The organism is Desulfonema magnum (assembly GCF_017377395.1).
GTDB classification, from domain to species: Bacteria; Desulfobacterota; Desulfobacteria; order Desulfobacterales; family 4be13; genus Desulfonema_C; species Desulfonema_C magnum.
Genome location: NZ_CP061800.1, coordinates 192,982 through 205,797, shown reverse-complemented (window position 1 = coordinate 205,797; position 12,816 = coordinate 192,982). Strand labels below are relative to the sequence as shown.

Here is a 12,816-nt window from a genome sequence, read left to right as displayed (position 1 = left end):
CGGATATCAGAAATATTGCCAAACTGAAAGTTTGGCACTCCGGAATTTGTTTAGCCGCATACTAAATCCCCCATTTTTTATAATCCCCTCTGAAAAGCAAAATTGATTGGATTTTCTCTTTGAAATGCGTTATACAGCGTCCATGAAAATTTTTTTCGGACTGCTTCTCATTATTTTTCTTGCGTTCAGCGGCTATCATCTGACCTTCCGAGGTTTCAGGCTGCCGGTTTTTGCCCGCCAGTTTTATCTGACCGGAACCGAATTTCTTTTTCTCGGGCTCCTGCTCGGTCCCCAGTTCCTGAATCTTTTAGACGCAGAGACGTTGAAAGGATTGGAACCCCTGACCGGTCTTTTGCTGGGATGGATCGGGTTGCTTTTTGGTTTCCAATTTGAAATCGCCAAGCTCCGGCGTTTTCCTCTTGAATTCCTCGGCGCAGCGATTTTGGAAGGACTCATAACCTTCTTATTTGCATTTTTGATTATTTATGGGACACTTTATTTTTTTGTCGGTCTTGCTGATTCCATGAAAATTATCATCGCAATTACATTGGCTGCCGCGGCCGCCTGCACAGCCCAGACCGGCCTGGCACTGCTGCCCTCGGATTCTCTTGTCAGACACCGCGACACCATAAAGCTTCTGACGTATATTTCAAGTATTGACGGTCTGAGCGCACTGCTGATTTTCGGACTGGCGTTTTTGTTTCGTCCTCAGTTTGTTACAACGTGTTCATGGATCGCGCAGCTGAAATGGAGTGGCTCAGTCAGCCTGGGAATCATCCCCGGATTTGTTCTTTTATATACGCTCTTTTTCACCCGCCGCCGCAAGGAAAGCGAGCTGATTCTGGTGGTCGTCGGCATGGCAGTGTTCACAAGCGGAACCGCCTCAGTTCTGCATTTTTCCCCGTTGCTGACCAATTTTTTTGTCGGGGTCTGTCTTGTCAATTTTAACAAAGAAAAAGATCGCATTTTTGATATCTTAATCAGTGTTGAAAAACCTGTTTACCTGCTGCTTCTGGTCTTTCTGGGAGCAGGGTGGCGATTGAAGCATTTGGATCAGATTCTGTTTCCGGCAGCAGGGTATTGCCTGTGCCGATTGCTTGGAAAATTTTTCGGAGGCTTTGTCGTCACCCGCCTGAGTCATGATCTGAAGGATCATCCGCGTCATCTCGGTTTCGGACTGCTTGAAATGGGAGGGCTTTCACTTGCCATTCTGTTGGATTTTCAGCAAGGATTTTTGTGTGATATCAATTGCCATGCCATCAGTGTGATACTTGTGGCAGTCATTTGTAATAATTTTGTAAGTTCTTATTTTCTTGGACGATTATTTAAAACATAGGGAGAAGTCATAAAAGCTGACTTTGCTACAAGGATTTTATATAAGAAAAGGATGGGTCCCACCTTTTACACAGGGACAGGTTTTATGTGTAAAACGCGGGACCCATCCGGTTTTTTTGCCACGAAGGCACGAAGACACAAAGTCTCACGAAGTCTCTTTGCGGTTCCTCTGTGTCTTTGCGGCTGATTTTTTCGGATAAAATCCAGTTCCGGAACACCACCGATCCTTTCTTATATAAAATCCGTTAGAATCAGTAAAATCCTTGCAGTGAGCCGAACACCGAACATCTAACTCCCTTAACTAAGGACAGATAATGGATGACTTTTTTTATCAAATCAGGAAAGATCAGACCGGAAAAAACCTGATAAGCTATGTCCTGGGGCTTTCTCTCATGACGGTATTTGCCTTATGGGTAAAAAGCATTGATATCGGATCCAGCTGGCAGGGTGCGGGGCTGATTAATTTTTCCCTGGGGTTTGTGTTGTTGGCCGCTTATATGGTGGCTCAGATTCTCAGAATGGTGCGAATCCCCCTGATCAGCGCTTACATTTTTACGGGAATTGTCGCCGGCCCTTATGTCACGGGTTTTCTGACATTTGATATGGCTGGACAGCTCAGGCTCATAGATGATCTGGCGTTAAGCTTTATTGCGCTTACGGCAGGGGGGGAACTGCATCTGCAATCTCTCAAAAAACGCGGACTGGCCATTGGGCTGAATATCCTTCTGAACATTCTGATTGTTTTCGGACTGGTGTTTGTTTTTGTGACTTTCATGGGAAAACAATTTAACCTGATGCGGACACTGTCTTCAGACCAGATCATCGCGCTTGCTGTGCTTTTGGGAGCTGTGGCCGTGGCCAGGTCCCCTTCTTCGGCCATCGCCATTATCAGTGAGTCCCGTGCTTCGGGTCTGTTTACGGAAACTGTTATCGGGGTTACCATTGTCATAGATGTGCTTATTATTATCTTCTTTACATTGGCCCTTGCCATAACAAAGATTATTCTGACCCCGGGCGGCATCATCAGTCAGGAGGTCTTTATGGCTTTGTTTGCCGAACTGACCATCTCTCTTATTATCGGTGCGGTGATCGGCAAAGGCATTTCACTTTATATAGACCGGGCCGGGTATGATCTTCCCCTGTTTCTTCTTTTTGTGGCTTTTGGTGTTACCAAAACATCCCTGTGGCTGACCCATTTCATGAATACTCATTTTGAGATTCATCTGCATTTGGAACCGCTGCTGATCTGTATGAGCGCGGGATTTACTGTTCAGAATTTCAGCAAAGGGGGATTTGATTTCATGGAAAGCCTGGATCGTGTGGCATTGCCCATTTATGTTCTGTTCTTTTCTCTGGCCGGAGCGTCCCTGAACCTTGAAGCGCTTCGCATGTGCTGGCCCCTGGCAATGAGCATGGTGCTGGTTCGTATCTTAGGAATTTTTGGGGCCACATGGCTTGCCGGAATCATAAACAGAGACCCGCCCTGTCACAATCGAAACGCATGGATGGCATATCTCACACAGGCCGGGGTCGCCATTGGCCTGGCTCAGTTGGCGCAACGACAGTTCCCTGAAATCGGGTCCCATCTTACCACCGTGGTCCTCGCGGTGATCTCCGTGAATCAGATCGCGGGACCCATTACATTTAAAATGGCTTTGGAAAGAGTGGGCGAAGCAGGGAAACGCTAAGAATGACAGTCTGATGACTGAGTCTGCAACGCGACAGACCTGAGACATTTTAACAGATGAATTCGGACTGAAATACAGCGGAATTATTTTTAGCTCTCTGAAACCTCTTCTGCTTTCTCCTTCAAAGGCTTTCCGATTTTTTTTTCCATGTCTCGCTGACGCTCCTCTGAGTCTATCTCCCGCCCCAGGCGTCCGAACGTTGTAAGACCCGTGACAAAGTAAACACCCTGATGAGGTTTTCCTGTTTCCAGGCAAAGTGTTTCAAGATAAGCAATGGCCTGATCAAGAATTTCCCGGTCCTCAATAGCGGTGAACAATGTCTTGTTATGAAGCATTCCGCCGCCGTTGAGCGTTCGAAACCCTGCAAAGATCGGAATATGCTGACTGATCAGTTGCAGAGAATCAGTGGTTTCTATCACTGTTGAACCTGTGATGCCAATATCCAGCCAGCCTGTGATGAGATCGTCAAAAAGATCCTCATTATTGATAACAGCAATTAAAAGGTACATGTCTCACCTGCTAATGAAAGGCCATTTTTTCTTCCAGATTTCTGATTTTTTTCCATAGTTCTTCTGAGTTATTGGCCTCTCTCATTGCTTTCAGAATACTCGGATTTTTGCAGAGCCTGGAGACCCCTGCGAGTATCTGAAGATGCAGGGCCGTCTGATTTTCCGGGATAATCAGTGCCAAAATAATATCCGCAGGCAGATTATCCAGGCTCTCAAAATCAACAGGCACAGCCGGACGGATCAGAAGAACGGCCGCGTCCTCTGTCTCATGACTGGTTGTGTGCGGAAGCGCAATCCCGCTGCCAATCCCCGTACTCATGGTTTTTTCCCGCTCCTTCATCCCTTCACAGAGCATATTCCCGTCTGTCACAACACCATTTTGAACACACGCGTCCGCAACAAAGCGAAGTGTCGTATCCTTATCCGGAAGCGAAACATCCAAAAAAAGGTTTTCGGGCCTGAGATATTTCCATATTTTCATAAAATTGCGGCAAGAAAACCGCTGAGTCTTCAGCTCAGGGGAGGAATTGCCGACCTCCGTTCGATTAATAAGGGAGTTCTCCAAAAATAAAATACCCGGAGATGTAGGGTGGATTCCGCTTCGCTCCACCCACCCTACGTTTTTGTATCGGGTGTGTTATTTATTTCGAGTTCCCTAAAATTTTTGCCAATTCCAACAGGATGCAATATTTTGCTTTTGTTGAAATTTCCTATAACTCGGCGATCATTTTTTTTCTGTCACTCCGTTCGACGACTCGACTGAGCTCGCCGAAGTCTGAGCTCGCCGAAGTCTGAGTTCACGCCGAAGCCTGCGAAAGCAGGAATCCACTGCCTCCGGGTTCGTAAAATCTCTATGAAACAGATCCCTGGTTTCACAGGAATGACAGGCTTTTTGTCCGAACCAGGTCAGAAAACCTGATCATCGAGTATAAACAATCATAATCTACCGCTCACAACGAAACATGAAAGTTTTGCAATCTTTCCTAACACCTAACACCCAACACCTATTTGAAAACAAGCGTTTTTTCCATCACCGTCACTCTGATTTGCTGAACCGCTATCAGAGAGATCATACTCATAGCTGCCCCGCATATAAACGGGATTCGATAATCTATCATCCACAACAGTCCCCCGATGGCGGGAAAAATTACAGCAGCAATGTGGTTGATAGTAAACCCCACAGCCATAGTGGGAGCGATGTCTTTGGGATCGCCTATCTTTTGAAAATAGGTTCGGATCGCAATGGCAAAATTAAAAAAAATGTGATCCAGAATATAAAGAAGTCCCACCACCAGTTTTGAGTCGGCCGAGGCATAAGCCAGAAAAATGAATATCAGGCTGAAATATTCCAAAGACAGAACCTTTCTCTCACCGAACCGGATAATACATTTTCCAATAAAGGGACTCAGAAAATAGTTGATCAGATTGTTCGTCACAAAGAGAAGCGTAATCTCCTGAACCGTAAAATGAAATTTTTTCACAAGAAGGAACACCGCAAAAGCAGTAAAAATTTGTCGTCGTGCGCCGGCCATAAATGTGAGAAAATAGTAAAGCGAGTATTGTTTGCGGAGAATCATTTTTTTTCGCTGGGGCGCAATGTTCCGATCCACAGGGTCCTGAAGAAAAGCCCATATGGCTGCGGCGATGATGAGACTTCCGATGAGCAGATACATGTGGGTATAGCTTAACAGGGACGCTATGAGCCAGATCAGGATACCCACACCGATATTCGACGCGGCTGCCAGACTGCGTAATTTTCCAAATACCCAGGGGGAGGTGGTCTTATCAAAATATTGAAGGGTCAGGGACTGGTTTGTGGTCTCAAAATAATGAAACCCGAAGCTCATCAGCAGGGTGGTGCAAAGCAGTCCCGAATAGGAAGGAAACAATCCTGTGGTGCCAACACCGATGCCTAATATGAGAGCAGATAATGCGGATAAGCGATGTTCTCTGATGATCAGCATCACAAACACGGCCAGAAGCGCCAGGAATCCGGGGATTTCCCTTACCGATTGCAACACACCAATATGGCTGCCTTCCAAGCCCACGACATTCACTGCAAAATTGTCAAACAACGTTCGCCAAGCCTGAAGCCCCACAGTTGTGCTGATGGTCAGCACCGCGAGATAACGGTACATGGGATAACTTTTTTTTTCAATCATTCCTTCCACCTTTGTTACGTCTGAAATAGCAAAAGAGTGGACTATAGCGCAAAATTTAAAAACAGACAATCATTTATTTCCATATTTCAAAAGAAAAGTAAAACAATCTGATTATACTCGATGTTCAAGTTTTTTTGTGGGTGTGTCCCGCCTTTTACACAAGGACAGGTTTTATGTGTAAAAGGCGGGACACGCCCGTTTTTTTGCCACGAAGACACGAAGGCACAAAGTTTCACGAAGTTTCTCTGTGTCTTTGCGGCTGATTTTTTCGGATGTGTGAAAAGCGGAACCGGCCATTTTTTTTGCCACGAAGACACGAAGTCTGACGAAGTGTCTTTGTGGTTCCTTTGTGTCTTTGTGTCTTTGCGGCTGATTTTTTCGGATGTGTAAAAGGTGGGACACACCCTTTTTTGTCATTCCTGCTTTTGCGGGCTTCGGCGTGAGCGTTCGACTGAGTTCACGCCAAAGTATCAGTCGAACGGAATGACAGGTTTTTTGTCTGAGAGCATGTTTGAAAAATGACAAATATCCCCGAAAACGGGCCTGGCGTTTTTTTTTAAGCGCGAACCACACGGAAAAATACCGGAACCGGGGAAATTTTCCGTCTGTTTTTGTATTGTTTCGTATTCTTTTTCGTGTGCTTCGCGGTTAAAAAACCGGTCTGTCCGTCATTTTTCAAACACGCTCTCAGAGCCACAAAGAGACACAAAGAAACTTCGTGAGCCTTCGTGTCTTCGTGTCTTCGTGGCAAGAAACAGCCGCAAAGAGACACAAAGAAACTTCGTGAGCCTTCGTGTCTTCGTGTCTTCGTGGCAAGAAACAGCCGCAAAGAGACACAAAGAAACTTCGTGAGCCTTCGTGTCTTCGTGTCTTCGTGGCAAGAAACAGCCGCAAAGAGACACAAAGAAACTTCGTGAGCCTTCGTGTCTTCGTGTCTTCGTGGCAAGAAACAGCCGCAAAGCCGCGTTCGGAATTACTTTTCAAACACGCTCTGAGCCAGGTCAAAAAACATGATCATCGAGTAATAAGGGGAATCTGCCCCCTTTGAATACACCTTTTACCCCATTGACGAATCCTTGTTATAAATATTATAATATTTTTGATCAGATGATCATAACTTGGAGAAGATTTATCAATAATCAACGCCAAAATGAAATCGGATTCAATAATATCTATCGGAAATAAAAGGGATTCTGCTTGCCCGGCGTTGTATTTCATCAGGGAGGAAATCCATGAAAAACTGCGTCGTAACAACTGCGGACAAGGATAAGGCTTTATATCAGGATGCGAAAAATGGGGATAACATCTTTTGTCAGTCGGGCGCGGTTCCGTCCATGATCGGTGACAGCTTTTTAATACAGAAGCTCCTGAAAGATATTTTGAAAATCGCGGAAACAGATGCCACTGTTCTTATTACCGGAGAGAGCGGCACAGGCAAGGAAGTTGCAGCGGAAATGATCCATCGGGAAAGTCCGAGAAAGAGAAAACCTTTTGTGTGTGTCAACTGTTCTGCTCTTCCTGACAGTCTGGTGGAGAGCGAACTCTTCGGGTATAACAAAGGGGCCTTTACCGGGGCTGTGGCAGATCAGCAGGGAAAATTTGAGATGGCAGGAGAAGGCAGTATATTTTTAGATGAAATCGGAGATATGAGCCTTCATGCTCAGACAAAAATTCTGCGGGTTATCGAAAACAGAGAGGTCTGTCGTCTGGGAGGAAAGGGAATATTTTCTGTGAATGCCAGGCTGATCACCGCTACCAATAAGGAACCCAAACATCTGATGGAGGAGGGGAAGTTCAGAGAAGACCTTTACTACAGGCTCGATGTGGCCCGGATTCGTATGCCGCCGCTGCGGGACCGGAGAGAGGATATTCCGATTCTGGCTCGTTATTTTATTCACAAGTTCAATCTCAAGTTCAGGCGGAAAGTGGAAAATTTTACAGAAGAGGCCATGACGCTGATGCTTCGCTATCACTGGCCAGGAAATGTGCGTGAGCTGAAAAATCTTGTGGAAAAATCCTTTATCAATCTTCCTTCCCGTGAGGCTGTTTTTATGGAACTGCCCGAACCGGTCAGAGAAGAGCTGACAAGCACAGCAACGCTTCCCAATGAAGAGAGAACTCGTGTTGTATCCGCTCTGATGGAGACCCGATGGAATAAGACCAGAGCTGCCATGAAGCTCAGATGGTCCCGGATGACGCTTTACCGAAAGATGGCGAAATATAATATTATTGAGAAAAGGAATCCTGAAAGATGATTTTTTGTTACTCCCTGATTCATGCCCCTGCCTCTGGAGATACTTCATAAGTACCTCACCATAAGTTTTCGATATTTGCCCGGGGAAGAAACCCGGCTTTTTTTTCCGGAATAATTCGCCGGCCCTGAAGGAAAAAGCCGGGTTTCTCCGCTGCTCACAGAAAAAAATGTATAAAAAATTTTCGATCGGGTACTTATCTGAGTGTCACACTGTCAGCAGCCCGAAAGCCTTTAATAAATCCGGAGTGCAAAAATGAAGCGAAGCGGTTTTTTGCAGTCAGGCAAAGGCCATCTCCCGTGCGCTCGGACACGCTTCATATCTGACTGTCACACTGTCACATAATTTTGTAACATGGAAATGTTACACTTCACCCCTTTCTTCTTCTTTAACTCATATCAAATTAAGATATATGTTTTCAATATATTAAAATCTTTTCCTCCTGCTTTTTCGGCACAGCAAAAAAAATATGTGTCACAGAACCTGTAACATTTCTCCCTCGGAAAGCTGAGAAAATTCAATGTCCGGCATTTAAAATAAATCTTTAATTATCAAAAAGTTATAAAATAAAATTGCTCATTTGATCCGTGTTGGCACTGATCTTGCTTTTATCTTTCCACAGAACGAATTCAGAGAGTTGTTCATCATGAAAAACATTAAAAAGGAAAGAAAAATGCTAACAGCTTATGAAAAAGTAAATCTTCCTGAAACAAATGAAATCGTAGGAACGGGATGGATGGCACCCTTACCGGACTTCAGAGACCGCACTGAGGATCACCCCGAGATTGCGCCTATGGTAAAAACGCTGGGTGTGTCACCGGCCGCTTCATTACCGACAAAGACAGATCTGCGACGCTGGTGTTCACCGATTGAGAACCAGGGAAATTTAGGCTCCTGTACCGCACATGCGGGCGTGGGAATTGCAGAATATTATGAAAACCGGGCTTTTGGAAGGCACATTGATGGCTCCCGGCTTTTTGTTTACAAAACCACCCGAAACCTGATGGGTGTCGTGGGAGATACCGGTGCCTGGATGAGAACCACAATGGGTGCCCTGGCGATTTGCGGCGTTCCTCCTGAAAAATACTGGCCTTATACCACCAAGAAAAACCCAGGTCCTGCGGGAGAACGGACCTTTGATGATGAACCTTCAAATTTTGTCTATGCCATAGCGGAGAATTTTGAAGCACTCAGCTATTTCAGACATGATCCTCAGGGGGTTCCTGCGGACAGGGTACTCGGTAATGTTAAAAGATTCCTTGCCTATGGTATTCCCTCCATGCTCGGGTTTTACGGATTTCGATCATTCAATTATACAAACGTGCCCGGGGGCATTCCCTATCCCTGTCCGGGTGAGCATGCAATATGGGGACACGCCATCGTCGCAGTGGGCTATGATGATGATATGAAAATCAAAAATACCAAGTGCAACAAAGAAACAAAAGGCGCGTTTCTGATTCGCAACTCCTGGGGAACTGGCTGGGGCGATAAAGGATACGGATGGCTGCCATATGAGTATGTCCTTAAAAGACTGGCTCTGGATTTCTGGTCTCTCCTTCGTATGGAATGGGTAAATACAAGGCAGTTTGGTCTGTAGAAAATCAGACAGCGGTGTTCCGGTTCCGGATTAAGCCTTATTAACCGACTGAAGCAGTTTGGTAAGTACCTGAGCAAAAGTTTTTTTATATACTTTTTTTCCGAGAGCGGCGGAGAAACCCGGCTTTTTCCTTTATCCGGGAAGCATCATTCCGGAAAAAAAAGCCGGGTTTCTTCCTCAGGCAGATATTAAAAATTTATGGTTAGGTACTTAAATATGGGACATGTCCGGAACAGGAACACTGCCGCATCTTCATCCAGGCATTCATATCCATGCGAAAAAAACAATATAACATTTTAATCTTATTTCTGAAACTTTTTTTAGCAAACGCTACGGTTATACTGGTGATCTTTTATACAATCGCCATATTTATCAGCGCTTATGCAATCGGTGAGGAAGATAAAGGAAAAATCAACATGCCTGAAAAAATAGCGATCACTCAAAGTGACCATGGGAAAATTTTTAAGGCCAATCAGGGAAATTTAATTCTGATCCGTGTTCCCGAAAATCCCAGCACGGGTTATTGTTGGGAAATCAATACGTCTGATGATCAGATTATTAAATTCGCAGACTCAGATTTTTTTATGAATCTATCCACAGCGATTGGCGGAGGCGGCATACGAACATTTACTTTCAAAGCACAATCACCCGGAACTGCAAAACTTGAGCTGAAACTCCGGCAGGAATGGGACGCGAAAAAGAGCGAGACTGAGCGTTTTGAAGTGACTATTGAAGTACAAGAATAATCGTAAAAAGAGAAAGGTTTAATCATGCTTTACAGAACAGAACAAGCTTTTGATGGCGTACAGCAACTGAATGATGCCAATGAGAGCCATCATTTTAAATTTAACCTCGACAGAGACGTGGATAATAATTACCCGGGCATAATTATCATCCGGGCAACCGGTGTTGATTACCATAAAAACCGAGTTTCACTGAATGACAATTTTATCGGGTACTTAACATCTGGAAAAAAATCTCACTTTTTTGAAATTGACAACAGAATTTACGGCGCTTTGAGAAAGACCGGAAATACAATCGCTGTATTAACCTGTGATATCTGGGGGGATAGGAAAAGCGTATCCGGTTTGAATATTGATGACCTGGCTATTACGAATATTGACGTGGCTTATAAGCCCAGATAGCAGAACCAGGTCTGAGAAATACGGATTAAACTGACCCCGCTTTGATAACTAACTGACGTGAACAAACTTTGCGGGGTCAGATTCAGCCCGGGGTTCGGGAAGCCCGCTTTTGGCAAGGCATGCAGGGGGAGCAATATCTTTTTATTGCCCACAAGGGAGAATCACAGGGTTGTATGACAGATCACGGATAACCTTAACCAAAGTAACCGTAGCCCTCTGAAGCTTAAAGAACACAAAAGGAGAAATCTTAATATGAACTACCTGTTTAAAATTCAGCTATGTGGTCATTTTTGTAATGAATGTTTTGAGCCGCTTTCCGAGATCACAGTACGCCTGTACAGCCGGTCCGACGAGGAAACCGCAAACCTTGCTGCTGCCAATCCCAAGACCACATTCTCCCAGTTAAATGATGCGCAAGTGAAGCATAAGGCCCCGTTACTTTTGGCAGAAGGGGTGACAGACGAAGAGGGGAAGGTTGATTTACAATTAGATGACAAATACGACGGAAAAGCTTTTGACGTGGATATTCAGCTCACCAGTTCAGGCGAAGGAGATGACAAAGGAAAGTCGCGCCATTTACATCTGACAACACTCGCCCCCACATGGCGTAAATATGAGGACAAGTTTGTGGCAGTATGGGATTATTGTCTGCCGCAGCGGATCTGCTGCCTTGTTCTCGCCTTGCTCGGGCGTTGGGTCATCTGTGGCAGAGTGATTCACTGTGAAAGTCACCAGCCTGTGGGCGGTGTTGAAGTTTCCGCGTTTGATCGGGACTGGCTTCAGGACGATCCCCTAGGCAAGTCCCTCACCGACAGTGACGGCCGGTTCCTGATTGAATATACAGAGGCAGTATTCAGACCTGGCACTTGGATTGACATCGAACTGGTGGGCGGCCCTGATGTTTATTTTCATGTCCGCCATCCCCACACCGGCGCGCCGCTGCTCATCGAACCGCCCTCCAAGGGACGCGAGCCCGGACGTGAGAACGTGGGGCATTGTTTTTGCGTAACCCTTTGCCTGGACGGCGATATGCCTCATGAGGACGTTTATCCGCCACCGGTTTTTACCCATATCGGAGCCTACAATCACCAGACGCACATTGACAGCAGCCCCGGAAGCAGCGGGCTTACTTTGGGGGATGGCCGCGCATTTTACAACACCATCCGTCTCAACGGGACCTTGCCCAAGAAGTTCGCCGGCGGGCAAATGGAGTACTGTTTTGATGTGCGTGAGATGCAGTCTGATGGTACGGCGATCACTTCCTGGACACCTGTCAGCCTTTCACAGATTCCCCGCACCGTGATCGGACATCTTTTAAAGTATGCGCCTGCATATCCTGGTGATCCCAACCCCATCAAATCAAAACCTTATACCGTAAATGGAAACCCTGGCGAACTCGAGGCCAATGTTGTTGCCGGATGGATCAGGGTTCCGCAGGAGAGCAATGCTTTCGGACCCGGCGGTTTTTTCCAACCCAATGGCAATCAGATCACGTTAGACACTGAATCACTCGGGACCTGGGCTGACGTTGATCTGACCGGACTTGTAACAGGCAACAGCTCAACTTCCACGGGTCAGGCACTTGTGCAAAACCGCTATTTTGCCTTGCGGATGCGGGTACGCAAGGTTGGCGATCCCGGATCCGAACAGGTGGCAGGGGTTTGTCAGCATCTTGCGGTCAATAATACACTTTATGATAACATCCTGCGTCATCCCGCGTGGATGGCACAGCATCGCTCGGATCAGCTGGCTGTGGTCATGGTTGATATTGGGCAATTGGTTGTCGGAGGCGGATGCGCGGAAATTGAGAACGACCTTGATGTGAAATTTACAGCAGCTCACCCCACCATGGGGAATGTCGTCATAACGATGTCCGGTCCCGGGGGGCCTTACAGTTTTAACCTGCCTGGTGCTGTGCCTGGGGAACAGTACGGAACCGCCACTCCCAACGGGTTTGTCGTGGCCGATCTGGCCCCCTGCGCCTACATTGTGACGCTGAGAGTTCAGGTGCTGCTCACCACTGGTGATGATATTCCTGACGACCGGTACGACCAGATTGCTTTCTGCAAAGCATGAGGAGAGCAAAAAATATGATCCGCAGAATCAGCAACAAAGGAGGTGACGTCTA

Annotated in this window: 11 protein-coding genes; 7 read left to right on the top strand and 4 right to left on the bottom strand. The window is 46.1% G+C overall.

The annotated features are described in order from the left end of the window. Positions 1-106: 106 nt before the first annotated feature. Together dnm_RS00855 and dnm_RS00850 are read left to right on the top strand one after the other, a co-directional pair. Positions 107-1,336 carry a cation:proton antiporter gene (locus dnm_RS00855; RefSeq protein ID WP_207680832.1) on the top strand — a complete coding sequence of 410 codons (1,230 nt, stop codon included), beginning with the start codon at positions 107-109 and terminating at the stop codon, positions 1,334-1,336. A gap of 313 nt (positions 1,337-1,649) precedes the next feature. Then, entirely contained in the window at positions 1,650-3,023 is a 1,374-nt protein-coding gene (locus tag dnm_RS00850) for a cation:proton antiporter (protein WP_207680831.1), read from the top strand. Positions 3,024-3,112: 89 nt separating this feature from the next. On the opposite strand, the gene dnm_RS00845 is transcribed toward dnm_RS00850, so the two are convergent. The 4 genes from dnm_RS00845 to dnm_RS00830 form a co-directional block, all read right to left on the bottom strand. Then, positions 3,113-3,532, bottom strand: coding sequence for a hypothetical protein (locus dnm_RS00845; protein ID WP_207680830.1), 420 nt, complete (start codon positions 3,530-3,532; stop codon positions 3,113-3,115). Between the two features lie 10 nt (positions 3,533-3,542). Next, positions 3,543-4,013: a PTS sugar transporter subunit IIA gene (locus tag dnm_RS00840; protein WP_207680829.1), complete on the bottom strand. Its 471-nt coding sequence runs from the start codon at positions 4,011-4,013 to the stop codon at positions 3,543-3,545. A 523-nt stretch (positions 4,014-4,536) separates the two neighbouring features. Next, positions 4,537-5,694 carry an MFS transporter gene (locus dnm_RS00835; RefSeq protein WP_207680828.1) on the bottom strand — a complete coding sequence of 386 codons (1,158 nt, stop codon included), beginning with the start codon at positions 5,692-5,694 and terminating at the stop codon, positions 4,537-4,539. 171 nt (positions 5,695-5,865) lie between these two features. Next, positions 5,866-6,111, bottom strand: coding sequence for a hypothetical protein (locus dnm_RS00830; protein WP_207680827.1), 246 nt, complete (start codon positions 6,109-6,111; stop codon positions 5,866-5,868). A gap of 815 nt (positions 6,112-6,926) precedes the next feature. On the opposite strand from dnm_RS00830, the gene dnm_RS00825 reads away from it, so the two are divergent. The 5 genes from dnm_RS00825 to dnm_RS00805 all read left to right on the top strand — a co-directional run bounded on the left by dnm_RS00825 (position 6,927) and on the right by dnm_RS00805 (position 12,764). Then, positions 6,927-7,949, top strand: a complete 1,023-nt coding sequence (locus dnm_RS00825) for a sigma-54 interaction domain-containing protein (RefSeq protein ID WP_207680826.1) — start codon at positions 6,927-6,929, stop codon at positions 7,947-7,949. 670 nt (positions 7,950-8,619) lie between these two features. Further along, complete coding sequence (locus dnm_RS00820) at positions 8,620-9,543, top strand: C1 family peptidase (protein ID WP_207680825.1); 924 nt, start codon at positions 8,620-8,622, stop codon at positions 9,541-9,543. Between the two features lie 272 nt (positions 9,544-9,815). Further along, positions 9,816-10,289 carry a protease inhibitor I42 family protein gene (locus dnm_RS00815; protein WP_207680824.1) on the top strand — a complete coding sequence of 158 codons (474 nt, stop codon included), beginning with the start codon at positions 9,816-9,818 and terminating at the stop codon, positions 10,287-10,289. 24 nt (positions 10,290-10,313) lie between these two features. Continuing rightward, positions 10,314-10,688, top strand: coding sequence for a hypothetical protein (locus tag dnm_RS00810; protein WP_207680823.1), 375 nt, complete (start codon positions 10,314-10,316; stop codon positions 10,686-10,688). Between the two features lie 252 nt (positions 10,689-10,940). Next, positions 10,941-12,764 carry a transthyretin-like family protein gene (locus dnm_RS00805; protein WP_207680822.1) on the top strand — a complete coding sequence of 608 codons (1,824 nt, stop codon included), beginning with the start codon at positions 10,941-10,943 and terminating at the stop codon, positions 12,762-12,764. Positions 12,765-12,816 lie beyond the last annotated feature (52 nt).